The organism is Streptomyces coffeae (genome assembly GCF_016741875.1).
In the GTDB taxonomy this organism is placed as follows: Bacteria; Actinomycetota; Actinomycetes; order Streptomycetales; family Streptomycetaceae; genus Streptomyces; species Streptomyces coffeae.
The window spans coordinates 146344-164951 of the sequence record NZ_JAERRF010000019.1 but is presented as its reverse complement, the minus strand read 5'-3'; the positions used below and the strand labels follow the sequence as shown (position 1 = coordinate 164951).

The window sequence follows — 18608 nt, the reverse complement described above, 5'->3', positions numbered from 1 at the left end:
CCGTCCGAGTATCACCGCACGGCGGGCGGGCTGCTAATGCTTTCTCAGCACGACGGCCACGGCTCCCACCCCATGGCGCTCAACTCGGCATCCGATGCTCACCCCCACGGCGCTCAGCAGGCTGTCACCGCTCACCCAGCACGGCGCTCAACTCGGCGATCCGGTCCGGTCCCACCCGGCAGCAGCCGCCGATGAGCCTCGCCCCGGCGTCCCGCCATGCCCGCACCCGGGCCGCGCCGAACGTCGGCCGCCCCCGCCAGCCACGTGCTCCGGCATCCCACTCCTCTCCGCTGTTGGGATAGACCACCACCGGCTTTCCCGTGGTGTCGGCCGCGATCTCCACGGCCCGGTCGGCGTCCTCCGGCGCACAGCAGTTGACGCCCACAGCGATCACCTGGTCGTTCCCGGCGGCCAGGGCGAACGCCTCACCCAGAGGCTGTCCGGCCCGGGTGGCCTCCCCGGCGATGGTGTACGACAGCCAGACCGGCAGTCCGCATCCTTCGGCGGCCCGCAGCAGCGCCACCGCCTCGTCCAGGTCCGGCACGGTCTCCAGCGCCAGCACATCCGGTCCGGCTCCGGCCAGCACCTCGATCCGGGGCCGGTGGAACCGCTCCAGCTCCTCCACTCCCAGCCCATAGCGCCCGCGGTACTCACTGCCGTCCGCCAGCATCGCGCCGTACGGGCCGACGGACGCGGCCACCCACGCCGGACCGGCTCCCGGGGCACCGGCCGGACCCGGCTCCCCGCCGCCCGCCCGCTCGGCCGCACTCCGGGCCAGTCGCACACTGCGCCGCAACAGCTCCGTCGTTTCCTTCCGGCTCACCCCCCTGCGTGCGAACCCCTCGTAAGTCGCCTGATAGCTACTGGTGATCAGCACCTGTGCGCCCGCCCGCACATAGGCCATATGTGCGGCCTCGATCTGCCCGGGGTCGTCGGCGAGCAGCCGGGCCGACCAGAGGTCGTCGGACAGATCGCAGCCCTGCGCCTCCAACTGGTTGGACAGCCCACCGTCGAGGACCAGCGGTGTGCGGCCTTCCAGCGCGGTGGCGAGGGTCATCGAACGAGCGGACATCACAGGCGCTCCTGGTGGTGCGGTCGGCCAGCCGGCCGGTCAGCGGGGTGGGCCGGTTGGCCGGTCAGCCCAGCTGGGCCTGGACCTGGGAGGAGATCAGCTCCAGGTGGTCGAGATCGTCAAGGTCCAGGATCTGGAGGTAGATCCGGGACGCTCCGGCCTCCGCATAGCGGCCGATCTTGTCGACGACCTCGGCCGGGGAGCCCGCCAGTCCGTTCGCCTTCAGCTCATCGATCTCCCGGCCGATCGCCCCGGCCCGCCGCGCGACCTCGGCGTCGCCCTTGCCGACGCAGGCCACCAGCGCATTGGAGTACACCAGGTCGTCCCCCTTGCGGCCGGCGGCCTCGGCCGCCTCCCGCACCCGCCCGAACTGCCGCACGCTGTCCTCGACCGAGGCGAAGGGGATATTGAACTCATCCGCGAACCGGGCGGCCAGCCGCGGGGTGCGGGTGGCCCCATGACCGCCGATCAGCACCGGCGGCCTGTTCCGGGCGGGCTTGGGCAGCGCGGGCGAGTCGACCAGCTGGTAGTGGGCGCCGTCGTAGCTGAAGGTCTCGCCGACCGGTGTCTCCCACAGACCGGTGACGATCTCCAGCTGCTCTTCCAGCCGGGCGAACTTGTCCTTCGGGAACGGAATCCCGTAGGCCCGGTGCTCCTCCTCGAACCAGCCCGTGCCCAGGCCCAGCTCGACCCGCCCGCCGGACATCTGGTCGACCTGCGCCACCTGGATCGCGAGCACGCCCGGCAGCCGGAAGGTGGCGGCGGTCATCAGGGTGCCGAGCCGGATCCGCCGGGTCTCTCGGGCCAGCCCGGCCAGGGTGATCCACGCGTCGGACGGGCCCGGCAGCCCATCGACATCGCCCATATGCAGATAGTGGTCCGAGCGGAAGAAAGCGTCGAAGCCCAGGGCTTCGGTGGCCTTGGCGACGGTCAGCAGGGTGTCGTAGGTCGCCCCCTGCTGGGGCTCGGTGAAGATGCGGAGATCCATGCGCTCCATCCTGCCTCGTCATGCCGCGCCGCCCCACTCTCCACCCCATTCCCGCACCGTGAGGTGCCTGAGCATGCCGTGCACCCGGTCCCTGGCCTCGTCCGCCGCGTCGATCGCCTCCACGCACTGCCAGTACAGCGCCTCCTCCTCGGTGCTGGAGGCCACCCCGACCAGGGCGAAGCCCGCCTCCGCGAGCAGATCCCCCAGCGCGAGCAGCACCGCTTTGGGATCCCTCACTTCCGACAGCTGCGCGGCCCGTAAACCGCCGCTGTGCAACGCGGGGTGGTGCAACGCGGGGTGGAAGAGGGCTCCCCGCGCCCTGCCACCCGCCTCGCACAGCCCTCGCGCCTCGGCCCGCGCCGCCGCCGGGCCGCTGACCACGAAATATCCGCCGACCGCCTCTGCCAGTGCCTGGACCTGCCAGGCTTCGGCCACGATGTCGTGCACGCTCCCGGCCTTGGCCAGGGCGTGCCGCGTGACACCGATCAGCCGCATCGCGTCCATGCCCCGTTCCCCTCTCAACGGACTTCTCGCACCCGTCACTCCTCCACTACCCAGAGTGATGACTAACAGGCCGAAAAGCTAGGGGAATTCAGGAATCTGTTGACAACAGTTGCGTTGTGGATAACCTACTCACTACTGAGAGTGATGAACGGGGCGCGTGGCAGCCGTCGTCGGGAACCGTCCCTCATTGCGGTCGATCTTCGCGGAGAGCGCGCTGAGCGCGTCGACCCCCAACACCTCGCAGAACTGGAGCAGATAGGCCAGCACATCGGCGACCTCGTCCTCGACCCGGGCCGCCTGCCCCACGTCCTCCATCACCCGTGCCGACTGCTCCGGCGTCAGCCACTGGAAGATCTCCACCAGCTCCGACGCCTCGACGCTCAGCGCCGCCGCGAGGTTCTTGGGGGTGTGGTACTGCTGCCAGTCGCGCGCCGCCGCGAAGGCGGCCAGCCTGCGCTGCAACCCCGCCACATCGAGGCCGTCGGATCGATCCCCACGCTGGGGGGACCGGCTCTCGGGCGACCGGCGCCCGGCCGACCGGCTCTCAGGGAACCGGCGCTCAGCAGACTGACTCCCCGGCGGCTGGTTCCCGGGGGACTGGCTCTCAGCAGACTCGCTCACGCCCCAGGTTTACCACCGTGACGGGGGCGCCCCCCAGCGCCCCCGTCACATCCCCCACCGCCCCCACCGTGCCCACGAGCCGGATGTGCCCCCGTGCGCACATCCGGGCCGCCACCCCCAGCAGCTCCCGGGCCTGCCGCCGGTCCAGACAACGGTCGAACCCGTCGGCCAGCACCGTCAGCACCTGACGCGCGGGCAGCACATCGGTCGCGGGGTCCACCGCCAGCACCCCCGGTCCGGTCAGCAGCACCAGCGCGAGCGCGATGTACCGCAGCTCGCCGTCCCCCAGCCGCTCCACCGGCATGGGCCCCAGCGGGCCCTGTTCCAGCAGGGCGCGCACCACCCCGTCCGCGCGCCCCTCCGTCACCAGGCCCTCGACCGGTCCAGCACACCCCGCGCGGACCGCCGCGACCAGCGCCGCGTGCCGGCTGCCGCACTCCCGGCTGGTCCGTCGCAGCACCGCCGCCAGATTCTCGCAGCCGCCGCGTAACCGGCCGTCGCGCGGCGGCACCGGTGCCCGCATCCGCTCCGGCCTCGGATCGCAGGGGAAGACCGAGCGCAGCGCGATGACAACCTGCTCGGCGGCGGACAGCGCCAGCCGCTGTCCCTCCGTGGTCCCCGCCACCCGCAGCGGCAGCAGCGAGGTGGCCAGCCGGTCGTCGGGCAGCGGAGCGCGGGTGACCGCGACCGCCCCCGCGGTGTGCCAGGCCGCCTGGACGCAGCGCCGCCCCGGGTCACGCAGCGCCGTCTCCAGCAGGGTCTCCCCCGCGCCGGTCAGCCGCTCGCCCACGATCCGCAGCTCGGGCTCGGCCTGCACGGCGACATCCAGCCGCACCGGCCCGACCGGGCCGTCCACCGTGCAGCCGATCCGGAAGCCGCGCCGCCCCTGCCGGTCCGGGCGTGCCCAGCGCGGGATGTACGCCGCCGGGTCGGGGAACACCTCCGGGAGCCGGGCGCCGCCCGCGAGCCGCGCGAGCGCCGCGTACGCCTCCAGCACACCGGACTTGCCGCTGCCGCTCGGACCGGAGATCAGGGTCAGCGGGCCCAGCGGGAAGGCGGCACGGCGGTGCCTCTTGAAGGCCGACAGCCTCAACTCGGAGACGGTGGGCCGCAGTTCGGTCCTGGGCAGCAGCCCCGATGCGCTCATGCCCGGAACATATCCCTGGAATATACCGGCGAACCGTTACGCCTTCCGTATCTTCCTACCATCGGGGGATAAGGGCGGTTACTGAAGATGACTCTGCGCAGGCAGATCCTCCGGGAAATGGAGTGGCCGATGTGACCATGCGTACGGAAAGCTCGACGACGGCAACAGCGACGAGCGGCACGGGGAGAACGAGCACACCATGAGCGGCACGGACATCACGACGGCGCCCGGCATCCTGGCACCGGGCGGTGAGATCACGGTCAGACTGGTCAAACATCCCCGCCCCGACGTCCGTTACCCCGCGACCGTGGTCGCCGACGACGGAACCCGGGTGACCGTGCGCGCCCCCTGGGCCGGTGCGGCGGTCCGCGACTTCGGCTTCGTCCGCTTCGAGAGCGGTGACGTCTTCACCGAGCACTACTGGCGCGACCGCTGGTATGCGGTCAAGGAGGTCCGGTCGGCCTCCGGTGAACTCAAGGGCTGGTACTGCGACATCACCCGGCCCACCGTCGTCGAGCCGGACACCTTGGTCGTCACCGACCTCGACCTGGACCTGTGGGTCTCGGCGGACCGGACGGCCGTGCTGCGGCTGGACGAGGACGAGTTCCTGGAGAGCGGACTCGCCGAGCGCGACCCGGCCGCCGCCGAGCGGGCCCGCGGCGCCCTCGACGACCTCGAACGGCTCGCGCGCGAGGGCGGGTTCGACACCCTGCTGACCGAGGGCGCGGCGCGGCGCGGCCGTGGCTGACAGCACCTTCTGGATCGCCGCCCTCACCGGTGGCACCGCCGTCGTGGCCAGCTGGGTCACCAGCCGCGGCAACACCCGCGCGGCCCGGATACAGGCGGACACCGCGGCGCTCGCCCAGCGGGCGGAGCGGCTGCGCGACAGCAGACGCACGGCCTATCTCGACCTCATCGAACAGGCCCATGGCATCGGCGAGTTGTACTGGGAGGTGTCCGCGGCCGACCGGACCGGCGAGGCTCGGCGCCGCCCCGAGGCCCTGCACGAACTGGCCGAGCGCGAGCGCGACGAGTACGGCAAACTGCGCCGCTGCGTCCGGGTGGTGGAGCTGGAGGGGCCGGCCGCGGTGGCCACCGCGGCGAACGCGCTCCAGAAGGCGACCGGTCCGTTCCACCGGGCCCTGAGCGCGATGCGCTCCGGGGACGCGGAGGCGGCGGGCCGCTTCGACAGCGCCTACCGGCCGTTCTGGCAGGCGCTGACGGAGTTCGTCGACGCGGCGCGGACCGCCCTGCACGAGGTGTAACGGCACCTCACTCGGGGCACCTCACCGCAGGGCACCTCACGCGGCCGACGCCCCCGCTCCGCGGTAGACCAGTGCCGCCGCCGCGAGATCGGCGAGCCCGCTGCCGACGGACTTGAACACGGTGATCTCTTCGCTGTCGCGGCGGCCGGGCACCTCCTCCCGGCACAGCTGCGGCAGGGTGCCCACCACGGCGTCCCGGCCCAGCGCACCGGAGGCGATCGGCTCGGTCAGATCGCCGGACTCCTCCAGAGCGACAGGGGTGTCGAGGTAGACGGAGCCGCGCCGTACACAGCTGTCGTCCGCCTCCCGCATGGTGGGCCGGAAGCTGCCGATCAGATCGAGGTGGGTGCCCGGCCGCAGCCACTCGCCGCGCACCACCGGCTCGGTGGCCAGGGTCGCGCAGCTGATGACATCGGCCGACGCCGCGGCCTCGGCCCGGTCCGGCGCCACCCGCGCGTCCATGCCCTCGGCGCGCAGACGCTCGGCCAGCGCCTCGGCTCGTGCGGGGGTGCGGTCATGGATGAGCACGGTCCGGATGTCGAGCACACTGCGGTACGCGGCCGCCGCGAGGCTGCCGACATGCCCCGCGCCGATGACCAGATGGGTCGCGCTGTCCGGACGGGCGAGAAAGGAGGCGGCGAGCGCGGAGGTGGCCACCGTACGGCGCCGGGTCAGCTCGTTGCCGTCGATCAGCGCGAGGTGTTCACCGGTTTCGGCGCCGGCGAGGAGGTAGGCGGAGGACAGCGCCGGGCGCCCCCGGTCGGCGTTGCCGGGGAAGACGTTGACCAGCTTGACGCCCACGAAGTCGCCCTCGGCCCAGGTTCCCCGGGTCGTCCAGGACGGCATGAGGAGCAGGGTGGCGTTGCTCGCTTCGTCCAGGGTGTGGTGGTGCCGAGCCGGGGCGTGCGCACCACGGGCGAACCCCTGGCGCAGCGCGGGGACCAGCGCGTCGAACGGCAGCGCACGGACGGTGTCCTCGGCGGTGAAGTGCAGCATGGCGTCCTTGGCATGAGGCGGCTGAGGGATCGGGGGCATTGCGCTACCCACAAGTAATCGGTTACCGGCTACCACTGCCGGGTACGATGCAACCCCCTCGCCCCCGAAGTCAAGGGCCGGTGGCACACGGGCAGATGACAGGGACGGAGGAGAGGCAGAGGTGACCCAGCCGGAATCCGCACCGCTGCACCGCACCAGCCTGCGCGACCAGATCCTCGCGATGGTGCGGCAGGCCCTCGTCTCCGGTGAGATCCGCCCCGGCGACATCTACTCGGCGGCGGCCCTGGCGACCCGGCTCGGCGTCTCCAGCAGTCCGGTGCGCGAGGCCATGCTGACCCTGGTCAGCCAGGGCCTGATGGAGCCCGTCCGCAACCGCGGCTACCGCGTCGTCCCGATGAGCGAGCACGACCTCGACGAGATCCACGAGATGCGGCTGTTCCTGGAGATCCCCGGCACCCTCAAGGCAGCCGCCCACGCCGGACCGGAGGATCTGCGCCGCCTGGAGTCGATCGCGGCGGACATCGAGACCGCCGCCGAGGCACGCGACGTCCCCCGGCTCCTCGACGCCGACCGCTGCTTCCACCTCGAACTGCTGGCCCTCGGCGGCAACAAGCGCCTGGTCGACACGGTCGCCGCGCTGCGCGACCGGACCCGGCTGTACGGTCTGGAGGCGCTCGCCGCCCGCGGATCACTCGGGGGCGCGGCCGGTGAGCACCGCGCCATCCTGGCCGCCGTCGCCGAACGGGACACCGCCCGGCTGGCGGGCCTGCTCCAGGAACATCTGCGCCACGTCCGCGCCGACTGGGCGCGCCCCGACGCACCGGACTCCGGCTGACGCCGAGCCCGTCAGCGCACCGCGCCGACCGTGGCCGGGCCACGCACGTCCGCCGCGTACGCCGTTCCCTCCCGGCGCCGCCGACGTGTCCGCCGTCCCCAGAGCGCGAACCCGGCCGCGACGACCAGCAGATACACCGGCACCAGCAGCCCCGCGTCCCCCGCGCCGTGCTCGACGTACCAGCCCGCGTGGCGCTTGTCGCCCTCCAGGGCGATCCGGTTGATGGTCAGAAAGGTCAGATGGACGCCGATGGAGGTCCACAGCGGAGCCCGTACGAGAGCCGTCCGCGCCGCGACCAGGGTCAGCCCGAACACCACGATCAGGATCAGGTAGTCGACCGGGTTCTGCCCGTCCGGCGCGATGCCGACCGGCCCCGCGTCCTCGCCGACCAGCCGCGCCGCCCCGGCCTCCACGACCGTTGACGCCCCCGGGACCAGCAGGAAGACCGCTGTGGTGGCCAGCGCGGTGACCGTCCCGCCGAACCGTCCGCGCAGCGAGGTCCAGGTGTAGCCGCGCAGGGTCGTCTCCTCCGGCAGCGCCTCCAGCAGGAACGCGACCACCGCGTTCGAGGCGAGGAATCCGGCCAGCGCCCCGGGATCCGGGTCCGACCAGCGCAGCAGACCCCCGGCCGTCGCCGTGCCCAGGACGAGCGCCGCCGCTGCCGCCGTGGCGCCCACCCCGGTCAGGAAGGCGCCCGCGCTCGCCCACGGCCCGCCGAACCCGAGCCGCCGCGGCGACCGCCCCCGGTACGCCACGGCCACCAGCGAGAGCGCGACGGCCGTGACGAGCGCCGCCGGTATCAGTCGCGCCACCAGTCCCGACGCCCCCACGGCGTCGGCGGCGGCCGGACCCAGCCCGGTACCGGCGCCCAGCGCCGTCGCCATGATGAGCCCGCCGGTCAGCGCCCGGCCCAACGCCCCCATGCGTGAGGCGCCGGGCCTACCGCGCCTGGATTCCACCATCTGTCCACTCCCCCGTGTCCGGCCCGGACGCGGCACCCGTACCGAGTGCCGCACCCAGTCATCCTCACCGGCGGTACGGAGCGCGGGCTCCTGCGCAAGGGGGAAAGCGCACTACATCCTTCGGCCCACCAGGACGGGGCGCGGGTCAGCCGTCCTCGCGGCGCGGCTCCAGGATCATCACGCACTCCACGTGGTGGGTGACCGGGAAGAGGTCGAACGCCCGCATCCGGCGCGGGACATAGCCCGCCGCGGCGAAGTACGTCAGATCGCGGGCGAGCGCCGCCGGGTCGCAGGCGACGTAGGCGATCCGGCGCGCGCCCATGCCCGCGAGCCGGGTCACGGTCTCCTTGCCCGCGCCCGAGCGGGGCGGGTCCAGCACGATCAGATCGGCCTCGGTGATTCCGGTGCGCGGCAGCACCTGCTCGACCTTGCCGTGCTCGATCCGGACCCGGTCGAAGTCCTGGAGGTTGTGGCGGGCGTCCTCCACCGCACGCTTGGAGGACTCGATACCGAGCACCGCGCCGCTCTCCCCGACCCGCTCGGCGAGCGCGCCCGCGAACAGTCCGACACCGCAGTACAGATCGAGCGCGGTCTGTCCCTTGCGCGGCATCAGTCCCTGCATCACGGCCTCGACCAGCAGATCCGCCGCCTTGGGGTGGACCTGCCAGAAGCCGCCCTCACCGACCCGCCAGGTGCGGCCCGCGGCGCGCTCACGGACGAAGGGGCGGCCGTGGACGCGGTGCACCATCCGGGCCCGGTCCCGGCCACGGGACTCACTGACCCGCAACACGGAGACCGGCCGGTCCAGTTCGACGATCGGCAGCCTGCCGCCGGGGCGCGGGGTGAGGACGACCTGACGGTCGGAGGAGCCGGTGGCGGCGATCGCCTCCACCGTCTCGATCTGCGGCCATGCGCGCTTCTCGACGCCGAGTTCGGTGACGCCGGGCGCGGCGATCAGACAGTGGTCCACCGGTTCGACCTCGTGCGAGCGGTGGCGGCGCAGCCCGGGCCGCCCCTGCTCGTCGACGGCGTACTGCACCCGGGTGCGCCAGGCGGGGACCTCACCGCGGGACACCTTGTCGCCCGGCGCGGGCTCGACGGTGCCGTCCCAGCCCGCCTGCTCGGGGGTGAGCCCGGCGAGCCGGCGCAGCTGCTCGATGATCACCTCGGCCTTCAGCCGGCGCTGGGCTCCGGGGGCCACGTGCTGCCAGTCGCAGCCGCCGCAGCGGCCCGGTCCGGAGAACGGGCACGGCGCCTCGACCCGGTCCTTGGAGGCGTCCAGCACCCGCACCGCGTCGGCGCGCAGGAAGCGCGCGCCGGTCTCGCCCTCGGTCACGCGGACGACGACCCGCTCACCGGGCAGGGCGTGCCGGACGAAGAGGACCTGACCCTCCTCGGTGCGGGCGATGCAGTGGCCGCCGTGGGCCACCGGGCCGACCTCGACCTCGTACTCCTCGCCGACCAGCGACGCCTTGGGTTCACGGTGCATGGCGGGCTCGGCTCCTGAAGGTATGAGGGGCGGTGGGACAGCGGCCCGGCCGCGGGGCGCGGCCCGGCGGTGGGACAACAGCCCACCAGTCTACGTGCCGCCGCCCCTCCCCCGCTCCGGCCGCCGGTGGCGCACCGGTCTCCCGGGCCCTAGCGTCCCGGGGTCTGCGACTTGGTGCCCGTCCGCTCGCCCTTCGGCGGGGTGACCGGACCGCGCCGCACCGCGCCCGGCGCGTTCCACTCGGCCCGCTTGCGGGCCCGCTTACGGGCCAGCTCCGAGGAGTCCAGCTGCCAGGGAACGGAGGTCACCATGACGCCCGGGGTGAACAGCAGCCGTCCCTTGAGCCGCAGCGCGCTCTGGTTGTGCAGCAGATGCTCGTACCAGCGTCCGACCACGTACTCGGGGATGTACACCGAGACCACATCGCGCGGGCTCTCCCGGCGCAGGCCCTTGACGTAGTCGATGACCGGCCGGGTGATCTCGCGGTACGGGGAGTCGAGGATCTTCAGCGGGACGTCGATACCGCGTTCGTGCCACTCCGTCTGGAGGGCCTTGGTCTCGGCGGGGTCGACGCTGATGCTCACTGCCTCCAGCCGGTGGGAGCGCATCAGCTTGGCGTAGGTCAGGGCGCGCAGTGTCGGCTTGTGGACCTTGGAGACCAGGACGATGGAGTGCACCCGGGAGGGGCGCACCTCCTCCTCGTCGAGCTGCTCGGTGGCGGCGGCGAGTTCCTCGGAGACCCCGTCGTAGTGGCGGCGGATCGCCGTCATGGTGACGTAGAAGATGAACATGCCCAGCAGGGCGACCCACGCGCCGTGGGTGAACTTGGTCAGCAGCACCACGACCAGCACCAGACCGGTGAAGAAGGCACCGAAGGTGTTGATGGCGCGGGCGCGGATCATCCGCCGGCGCGCCGCCGGGTCCCGCTCGGTGGCCAGATGGCGGTTCCAGTGCCGCACCATGCCGGTCTGACTGAGGGTGAAGGAGACGAAGACACCGACGATGTAGAGCTGGATCAGCCGGGTCGAGTCGGCGCCGTAGACATAGACCAGGACCGCCGCGGCCGAGGCCAGCAGCACGATGCCGTTGGAGAACGCGAGCCGGTCGCCGCGGGTGTGCAGCTGGCGGGGCAGATAACGGTCCTGGGCCAGGATCGAGCCGAGCAGCGGGAAGCCGTTGTACGCCGTGTTGGCGGCCAGGAACAGCACCAGCGCGGTGGCCGCGGCCAGCACCACGAACAGGATCGAGCCGTCGCCGAAGACGGCGGCGGCGACCTGCGAGATCACCGGGTTCTGGGTGTAGTCGGAGCCGAGTGCGACCCCCTTGTCCAGCAGGTCACGGGCCGGGTCCTCGGCCATCTTGACGTCGGTGGCCAGGGCCAGCGAGATGATGCCGACGAACATGGCGACGGCCAGGCCGCCCATCAGCGCCAGCGTCGTCGCCGCGTTCCGGCTCTTGGGCTTGCGGAAGGCGGGCACACCGTTGCTGATCGCCTCGACACCGGTCAGCGCGGCACAGCCGTCGGAGAAGGCTCGCAGCAGCAGGAAGATCAGCGCGAAACCGGCCAGCCCGGTGTGCTCGGCGTGGACCTCGTAACCGGCGGTGGGGGCCTTCATGTCGTCACCGAGGACCAGCCCGCGGTAGGCGCCCCAGATGATCATCGCGAAGACGCCGCCGACGAAGACGTAGGTGGGGATCGCGAAGAGCTTGCCCGACTCCCGCACCCCGCGCAGGTTCATCAGTGTCAGCAGCAGGATGATGCCGACCGCGCACAGCGTCTTGTGCTCGACGACGAAGGGGACGGCCGAGCCGAGGTTCTCCACACCGGAGGAGATCGACACCGCCACCGTCAGCACGTAGTCGACCAGCAGGGCGCTGGCGACGGTGAGCCCCGCCTTGGGGCCGAGGTTGGTGGTGGCGACCTCGTAGTCACCGCCTCCGCTGGGATACGCGTGGACGTTCTGGCGGTACGAGGCGACCACGGTGAACATCAGCACGATGATCGCGATCGTGATCCACGGGCTGTAGCTGTAGGCCGACGCCCCCGCCACGGACAGAACGATCATCACCTGCCCCGGCGCGTACGCGACGGAGGACAGGGGGTCGGAGGCGAAGACGGGGAGCGCGATGCGCTTCGGGAGAAGGGTCTCCCCCAGCTTGTCGCTGCGCAGCGCCCGCCCGATCAGGATCCGTTTCGGGAGGTCGGTCAGTTTGGACACGCAGAGGATCGTAAGCGGTAGCTACTGCCGCCGCCCACCCGCCCACCCCGCTCCTTCGGCGGGGGCGCGCGGCGGGCGGTGGCGCGGCCGGGACAACGGCACAGGAAGCCCGCGGTGACCGCCGGAAAGGACCCGATTCGACCGCTTCCGGGCGTGCGGGACGGCGCTCCGGGGCACCCTCCCGCACACCGTGCGGGAGGGTGCGCTCGCAAGCGCGGTGACGGGCCGGAATGTCGTACAGCTCACGTCCGCCCGGCGGCGGCGCCACCGCCCGCTTCCCCGGTGGTACGACGGCGGTCTACTACCCGCGCCACCACGTCCCGAGGAAGCCCCACAGACGGCGCGGGCCCGCGGTACTGGGCGCGGGCTGCTCCGGCCCAGGGGTCCCGGCCGCCGGGGCCGACGGCGCGGGGGCGGGCGGCGGCGCGGGGGCGGGCGGCGGCGCGGAGGCCACGGTCGGCATCGCGGCGGGCACCGGCTGCGGAGGGGCCACCACGGGGAAGCGCACGGGCAGCGCCACCAGAGCGCGGGCGAAGGGGCCGGTGCGCCAGGCCAGCCGCTCGGCCGGAACGGCCAGTTCCAGGTCCGGCAGCCGGTCGAGGAGCTTCTCGATCGCCACCGACGCGATCACCCGCGCCGGGCTCTCGGCGGGGCACCGGTGGGGGCCCACGCTCCAGGCCAGATGAGCGCGGTTGCCCAGCCGGCCGACGGAGGTCAGCTGGGGGTCGGTGTTGGCCGCGGCGAAACTGGTGAGGACGGCATCGCCCTTGCGCAGCCGCACCCCGCCCACCTCGACGTCGTACCGGACGAACCGGGTGCCGAAGTTCGCCATCGGCGGGTCGGACCACAGCACCTCGTCCAGCGCGTCCTGGACCGGGAGGCTGCCGCCGGACAGTTCCCCGGCGAACCGGTCGTCGGAGAGCAGCAGCCGCAGCGCGTTGGCGATCAGGTTCAGCTGGGGTTCGGTACCGGCCGCCAGCAGCAGCCCCATCTGCTCGATGAGTTCCTCGTCGGTCAGCCGGGACGGATGGGCGATCATCCAGGAGGTGACATCGGGGCCCGGCTCCCGGCGCTTGACGGCCACAAGTTCGGCCATGTAGCCCAGCATCTCCTCGTTGGCCCGCGCTGACTTGTGGTCGACGTCGAACAGCCCCGTCACCGCGCGGACCAGCTCCCGCCCCTTCTCCGGCGGGGAGCCGAAGAGCTGGTTGAACACCAGCAGGGGGATGATCGCGGCGTACTCGCTCAGCAGATCGGCCTCGCCCCTCCCGGCGAAGGCGTCGATGAGCACATCCGCGCTGCGCTCCACGAAGTCGCTGAGCGCGTGCACATCCACCCGGCCGAGGCTGTCGTTGATCGCCCCGCGGAAGCGGGCGTGCTCCTCGCCGTCGGTGAACAGGGCATTGGGCCGGTACATCAGCATCGGGAGCACCGGGCAGTCCTGGGGCACCTCGCCCTCGGCCAGCGCCCGCCAGTTGCGCGGGTCCTTGGCGAACCGCTCGGTGTCGCGCTGGACTTCCAGCGCCAGGGAGTAGCTGGTGATCAGGTACGCCCCGACCCCCGGGGAGAGCTCGACCGGCGCGATCGGTCCCATGGCCCGCAGCCGCGCGTAGAAGGCGTGCGGATCCGCGGCGAAGTCGGCCCCGTACAGCGGCACGGATGCGCCCCGGCCACCGGCAAGACTCCCCTGGGCCGGGCCGCCGGTGTGCGCGGGGCACCCCGGTGGCGGTACGGCTCCCGGGCCGGCCCCGACGTCTGAGCTGTAGGTCACGCTTTCTCCTGCGGGGTGCGGGTGTGGAGGGCCTGGAGGTACTGGACGAGGGCGATCAGGGCGCGGGTGGAGGAGATCCGGTTGCGGGCGTCGCAGACCACCAGGGGGGTTTCGGGGAGCAGATCGAGCGCCTCCCTGATCTCCTCTTCGGCGAAGACCGGCGACCCCTCGAAGCGGTTGACGGCCACCGCGTACGGCAGGCCCTGCTCCTCCAGTACGGACATCACCGGGAAGGACTGCTCCAGCCGGCGGGTGTCGGCGAGGACGAGCGCGCCCAGCGCGCCCTGGGTCATGTCCTTCCACAGCCGGGTGAACCGGTGCTGGCCGGGGGCGCCGAACAGATACAGCACCAGCGAGTCGCTGAGGGTGAGCCGGCCGAAGTCCATGGCGACCGTGGTGGTGGTCTTCTGCTCGGTACCGGCGAGATCGTCGACCAGCGCTCCGGCCTGCGTCATCGTCTCCTCGGTGCGCAGCGGGCGGATTTCGGAGAGCGAGCCCACGAAGGTGGTCTTGCCGACCGCGAAGTGACCGACCACCAGCAGCTTGACGGCCGTCCGCACACTTCCGGGCAGATAGACCGCCTGCTCAGAGGCGAGCGCGGAGTCCATCGAGCACCTCCTGCAACAGCTGCGTCTCGGGGAGCTCGGCGGGGGGAATCGGGGACCGGGTGGTGATGTGGCCGCTGTCCACGAGATCGCCGAGCAGGACCTTGGTGACACTCACCGGCAGCTCCAGATAACCGGCGACCTCGGCGACGGAGAGCGCACCGCCGAGGCAGAGTTCCATCACCCGCCGCTTCTCCGGGCTGAGCCCGGAGAGCGGACGGTCGGTGTGGGCCAGGACCAGGGTCACCAGGTCGAAGGTGTTGCGGGTCGGGTAGGCACGGCCGTCGGTCACGACATACGGGCGTACCAGTCCTCGTTCGCGCCGGCCGGGGCTCATGCGGAGCTGCCGAAGCCCTGCCGCCCGATGTCCTGCCGCGGCGGACTGGTGAGTTCCTTGCCGAGCCGGTCGACCAGTTTCTGCATCCGGTAGCTGACCGCCTCCATGTCCACCGTCTCGGTGGCGGAGACCGCGAGATAGGCACCGGGTCCGGCGGCGATCAGGAAGACATAGCCCCCGACGAACTCCACCAGGGTCTGCTGCCACGGGGTCTCGTGCGGATCGCAGAACTCGGAGGTGCTGCGGCTGATGGACTGGAGTCCGGAGAGCGCGGCTGCCTGACGCTCCGCCTCGTCGCGGGGGATGCCCGCGGAGTGCGCCCGCAGCATCCCGTCCGCGGACAGCAGGATCGCGTGCCGCGCCTCCGGCATTTTGACGACCTCGTCGAGCATCCAGCCCAGCTCGTTGTTCATGTGGTCGTTCATGCCTGGCGATTCCCTTCTTCGCTGTGGGGGGCGGCGTCCTCAGGGTGGGGGGCGTTTTCCTGGTGAGCCGCTCGGCCGGAGCGGGTGCCCCGGGCGAAGGCGCCCATCCGCTGAGCGGTCTCCTCGGCGGAGCGGACCCGGTGCGAGCCGGTGTCCGGCTCGGGCTGGCCGACCGGCCGCGGTCCCGGCGTGTCGGTGGCCTGACGGCGGCGGCGCTTGGGCAGTCCGCCGGCCGTCACACCGAAGCTGGTTGCGGCCTCGTCCGCGGCGGGTGGGGCCGTCGCGGGTGCGGGATCGGGGGTGTAGGTGGCGGCGGGGGGCCCGGCCTGGGCCGGTACCCCCGCGGAGGCGGGTGCGGATCCGGGCGCCGGGCTCGGGGGCGCGGCGCGACGGCGGGTCGGACGGGAGGGGAGGGGCTGCGCCGGGGCGGCCTGCTGCGCCTCCGGAGCCCCGGCGGCGCCACGGGTACCGGCGTCGATGTGGGTGAGCAGCGCGGAGGGGAGGAACAGCACGGCGCGCACCCCGCCGTACGGCGACCGGGTGTCCACCGAGACGCTGAAGCCGTACCGGGCCGCGAGCAGCCCGACGACGGCGAAGCCGAACTGCGGCGGGTCGCCGAGCCGGGAGACGTCCACGGCGCGCTGTCCGGACAGCAGGGTGGCGGCCCGCTGCACCTCCAGGCCGTCCATGCCGACACCCGCGTCGTCGATCACGATGCAGGCGCCGTTGTGCACCGGTTGCAGGCTGACCTCGACGCTGGTGTTGGGCTGGGAGTGGCGGGCGGCGTTGTCCAGCAGCTCGGCGACCGCCAGCACCACCGGCTCCACCGCCCGGCTCACCACGGCGACATCGATCAGGCTGTGCACCTGCACCCGCTGGTAGTCGCGGATGCGCGACTTCGAACCGCGGACGGCATCGGTCAGCGAGGAGGCCAGCCGCTGGCGTCCCGGCCAGGAGCCACAGAGCACCGCGATGGCCTGGGCGCGCCGGCCGAACTGGGAGTTGGCGTGGTCGATCTCCAGCAGGTCGCGCAGCACATCGGGGTTGTCGTGCCGGTCCTGCATCTGCGAGATGGACACCTGCTGCTCATGGGCGAGCCCCTGGAGGGCGCGCATCGACGCCTTGAGCGCGGATTTGGCGGAGGCGTCGGCCCGCGTCTGCGCCTTGTCGACCGCCCGTGTGAACTGCTCCATGACGGCGTGCAGGCTCTGCGCGAAGGTGGTGCCGGCCAGCTTCTCGTCCTTCAGCCCCGGCAGCGGGGTGGGCAGGTTCACCCCGTCCGCGACGGCGGGGAGCCGGACATCGACCAGATGGCGCACCTCCTCGTCCCGGGCCCGCAGGCTTTCTTCGAGTGTGGCGTTGCGCCTGCGCACGCCTGCGGTGATCCGCCGCTGGCGCGTCAACAGCACCGACACGACCAGGACGACGACGGCCAGGCACCAGCTCACCGCCTCCGATATGTGATCAGTCATCAGGAACCTCGTGCAGAGAACGCGGGCGCCGGGCGCGGAAGGAACGATTCAGAACCCTGATGTCCCGTCCGGAAACGGAATAACGGCGATCATCTTAGCCACGCCATGACCGAGTGTCCGACGCCCGGAACACAGTTCGAACACGGCGGACTCTATTGCTATTTGCCGTGATGGTTCGGTGAAGGTCCTGGATGCGGGGCGAAGATGACGCGAATGCGACTCGGGAAAAACCCCTGGGCCGCTTCTCCCGCACGGACCGATGTGATCGTCCACCGCATTTCCACGAGTTCGCCCCTATCGGAAATGATCAGTATTCCACCCTGGCCCGACGCCCTCTCCACCGCCCCGGGGAACTTTCCCATCGGTACGGATACGGTGGGGACTAGCGCCGCGGTGACGACAGTCCGTCCCCGCTGACGCACCAGCGGCGGGGACGGTGTCCCCGCTGTTGCCCCGTAGGTCCTGGAAGGAAGATGTGAGCAGGGTGTTTGTGCAGGTCAGCACGGTCATCAGGAGTGCGGGGTAGGACGCATGCATATCGTGATCATGGGCTGCGGCCGGGTGGGCTCCGCGCTCGCCCAGACCCTGGAGCAGCAGGGCCACACCGTCGCGGTCGTCGATCAGGACCCCACCGCCTTCCGCCGTCTCGGCGCGGGGTTCGGCGGGCGCCGGGTGACCGGTGTCGGCTTCGACCAGGACACCCTGCGCGAGGCGGGCATCGAGGAGGCCGGAGCCTTCGCCGCCGTCAGCAGCGGTGACAACTCCAACATCATCGCGGCCCGGGTGGCCCGTGAGATGTTCGGTGTGGAGAACGTGGCGGCCCGGATCTACGACCCCCGCCGCGCCGAGGTCTACCAGCGCCTGGGCATCCCCACCGTGGCCACCGTCCGGTGGACCGCTGACCAGATGCTGCGGCGGCTGCTGCCGTCCGGCGCGGAGCCGCTGTGGCGCGACCCCAGTGGTGGCGTGCAGCTGGCCGAGGTGCACACCTCCCCCTCGTGGGTCGGGCACAAGGTCAGCAAGCTCCAGGAGGAGACCGGGGTGCGGGTCGCGTTCCTGACCCGGCTCGGCGAGGCCATCCTGCCGACCTCCCAGACGGTGTTGCAGGAGGGCGACCTCGTCCATGTGATGATGCGCACCGACGAGGTCGAGAAGGTCGAGGCGGCCTTCGATGAGGGACCCGAGGAGGGGAACAACCGATGAGGGTCGCCATTGCCGGAGCGGGCGCCGTGGGGCGCTCCATCGCGGGCGAGCTGCTGGAGAACGGCCACGAGGTACTCCTCATCGACAAGGCGCCCACCGCCATCTCGGTGGAGCGGGTGCCGCAGGCCGAGTGGCTGCTCGCCGACGCCTGTGAGATCACCTCGCTGGACGAGGCCGCGCTCCAGCGCTGCAACGTGGTCATCGCGGCGACCGGGGACGACAAGGTGAACCTGGTCGTCTCGCTGCTCGCCAAGACCGAGTACGGGGTGCCCCGGGTGGTCGCCCGGGTCAACAACCCCAAGAACGAGTGGCTGTTCAACGAGGCGTGGGGCGTCGATGTCGCCGTCTCCACCCCGCGGCTGATGTCGGCGCTGGTCGAGGAGGCGGTGAGCGTCGGCGACCTGGTGCGGCTGCTGCGCTTCAGCCACGGCGACGCCAACCTGGTCGAGCTGACGCTGCCGCCGGAGGCGGCGCTGGCCGGGACCCGGGTCGGGGATGTGGAGTGGCCGGAGGACACCACCCTGGTCACCATCATCCGCGGCACCCGGGTGCTGACCCCGAACAAGGACGATGTCCTGGAGGCGGGCGACGAGCTGCTGTTCGTGGCGGCGCAGGCCCGTGAGGAGCAGCTGGAGGACCTGCTGTCGGTGCGCCGGGAGCCGAGCCCCGGTCCGTGAGGGGGCGGCTGAGCCCCGGG

General features: G+C 72.1%; 19 protein-coding genes. 5 read left to right on the top strand and 14 right to left on the bottom strand.

The window, feature by feature from the left end; genetic code table 11:
* Positions 1–124: 124 nt before the first annotated feature.
* The 5 genes from mmuM to JK363_RS28320 form a co-directional block, all read right to left on the bottom strand.
* Positions 125–1072 (bottom strand): homocysteine S-methyltransferase, encoded by a 948-nt coding sequence (gene mmuM, locus JK363_RS28340; RefSeq protein WP_201878626.1) that lies wholly within the window; start codon positions 1070–1072, stop codon positions 125–127.
* Between the two features lie 64 nt (positions 1073–1136).
* Positions 1137–2060 (bottom strand): LLM class F420-dependent oxidoreductase, encoded by a 924-nt coding sequence (locus JK363_RS28335; RefSeq protein ID WP_201878619.1) that lies wholly within the window; start codon positions 2058–2060, stop codon positions 1137–1139.
* An 18-nt stretch (positions 2061–2078) separates the two neighbouring features.
* Complete coding sequence (locus JK363_RS28330) at positions 2079–2564, bottom strand: DUF6099 family protein (RefSeq protein ID WP_201878617.1); 486 nt, start codon at positions 2562–2564, stop codon at positions 2079–2081.
* A 132-nt stretch (positions 2565–2696) separates the two neighbouring features.
* On the bottom strand, positions 2697–3035 hold the full coding sequence (locus JK363_RS28325; protein ID WP_201878615.1) for a nucleotide pyrophosphohydrolase: 339 nt from the start codon (positions 3033–3035) through the stop codon (positions 2697–2699).
* 133 nt (positions 3036–3168) lie between these two features.
* A complete protein-coding gene (locus JK363_RS28320; protein ID WP_201878613.1) occupies positions 3169–4332 on the bottom strand; it encodes an AAA family ATPase in 1164 nt (387 codons plus the stop codon).
* A gap of 199 nt (positions 4333–4531) precedes the next feature.
* Here JK363_RS28320 and JK363_RS28315 point away from each other — a divergent pair, with 199 nt between their 5' ends.
* Both JK363_RS28315 and JK363_RS28310 read left to right on the top strand, forming a co-directional pair.
* Positions 4532–5080, top strand: coding sequence for a ribonuclease FAU-1 family protein (locus JK363_RS28315; protein WP_201878611.1), 549 nt, complete (start codon positions 4532–4534; stop codon positions 5078–5080).
* Positions 5073–5597, top strand: coding sequence for a hypothetical protein (locus JK363_RS28310; RefSeq protein WP_201878609.1), 525 nt, complete (start codon positions 5073–5075; stop codon positions 5595–5597). Before JK363_RS28315 ends, JK363_RS28310 begins: the two co-directional genes overlap by 8 nt.
* A gap of 36 nt (positions 5598–5633) precedes the next feature.
* On the opposite strand, the gene lhpI is transcribed toward JK363_RS28310, so the two are convergent.
* Positions 5634–6593 (bottom strand): bifunctional Delta(1)-pyrroline-2-carboxylate/Delta(1)-piperideine-2-carboxylate reductase, encoded by a 960-nt coding sequence (lhpI, locus tag JK363_RS28305; RefSeq protein ID WP_201878607.1) that lies wholly within the window; start codon positions 6591–6593, stop codon positions 5634–5636.
* Positions 6594–6753: 160 nt separating this feature from the next.
* On the opposite strand from lhpI, the gene JK363_RS28300 reads away from it, so the two are divergent.
* A complete protein-coding gene (locus JK363_RS28300) occupies positions 6754–7428 on the top strand; it encodes a GntR family transcriptional regulator (RefSeq protein WP_307821895.1) in 675 nt (224 codons plus the stop codon).
* 11 nt (positions 7429–7439) lie between these two features.
* On the opposite strand, the gene JK363_RS28295 is transcribed toward JK363_RS28300, so the two are convergent.
* The 8 genes from JK363_RS28295 to JK363_RS28260 form a co-directional block, all read right to left on the bottom strand.
* Complete coding sequence (locus JK363_RS28295; RefSeq protein WP_201878605.1) at positions 7440–8390, bottom strand: CPBP family glutamic-type intramembrane protease; 951 nt, start codon at positions 8388–8390, stop codon at positions 7440–7442.
* Between the two features lie 145 nt (positions 8391–8535).
* Positions 8536–9879 (bottom strand): class I SAM-dependent RNA methyltransferase, encoded by a 1344-nt coding sequence (locus JK363_RS28290; protein WP_201878603.1) that lies wholly within the window; start codon positions 9877–9879, stop codon positions 8536–8538.
* 149 nt (positions 9880–10028) lie between these two features.
* The gene (locus JK363_RS28285; protein WP_201878601.1) at positions 10029–12098 is read right to left on the bottom strand and encodes an APC family permease; all 2070 of its coding nucleotides are present in this window, start codon (positions 12096–12098) and stop codon (positions 10029–10031) included.
* 301 nt (positions 12099–12399) lie between these two features.
* On the bottom strand, positions 12400–13692 hold the full coding sequence (locus JK363_RS28280; protein WP_236076174.1) for a cytochrome P450: 1293 nt from the start codon (positions 13690–13692) through the stop codon (positions 12400–12402).
* Positions 13693–13865: 173 nt separating this feature from the next.
* Complete coding sequence (locus JK363_RS28275; RefSeq protein WP_201878599.1) at positions 13866–14477, bottom strand: GTP-binding protein; 612 nt, start codon at positions 14475–14477, stop codon at positions 13866–13868.
* Positions 14455–14811 carry a DUF742 domain-containing protein gene (locus JK363_RS28270; RefSeq protein ID WP_201878597.1) on the bottom strand — a complete coding sequence of 119 codons (357 nt, stop codon included), beginning with the start codon at positions 14809–14811 and terminating at the stop codon, positions 14455–14457. Before JK363_RS28270 ends, JK363_RS28275 begins: the two co-directional genes overlap by 23 nt.
* Positions 14808–15236: a roadblock/LC7 domain-containing protein gene (locus JK363_RS28265; RefSeq protein WP_201878595.1), complete on the bottom strand. Its 429-nt coding sequence runs from the start codon at positions 15234–15236 to the stop codon at positions 14808–14810. The genes JK363_RS28270 and JK363_RS28265 overlap by 4 nt, the downstream gene beginning before the upstream one ends.
* Positions 15233–16708: an ATP-binding protein gene (locus JK363_RS28260; protein WP_201878593.1), complete on the bottom strand. Its 1476-nt coding sequence runs from the start codon at positions 16706–16708 to the stop codon at positions 15233–15235. The genes JK363_RS28265 and JK363_RS28260 overlap by 4 nt, the downstream gene beginning before the upstream one ends.
* Before the next feature lie 531 nt (positions 16709–17239).
* Between JK363_RS28260 and JK363_RS28255 the strand changes: the two genes are divergently transcribed.
* Together JK363_RS28255 and JK363_RS28250 are read left to right on the top strand one after the other, a co-directional pair.
* Positions 17240–17911, top strand: a complete 672-nt coding sequence (locus JK363_RS28255) for a potassium channel family protein (RefSeq protein ID WP_201878585.1) — start codon at positions 17240–17242, stop codon at positions 17909–17911.
* Positions 17908–18588, top strand: coding sequence for a potassium channel family protein (locus JK363_RS28250; protein ID WP_176180206.1), 681 nt, complete (start codon positions 17908–17910; stop codon positions 18586–18588). The genes JK363_RS28255 and JK363_RS28250 overlap by 4 nt, the downstream gene beginning before the upstream one ends.
* Positions 18589–18608 lie beyond the last annotated feature (20 nt).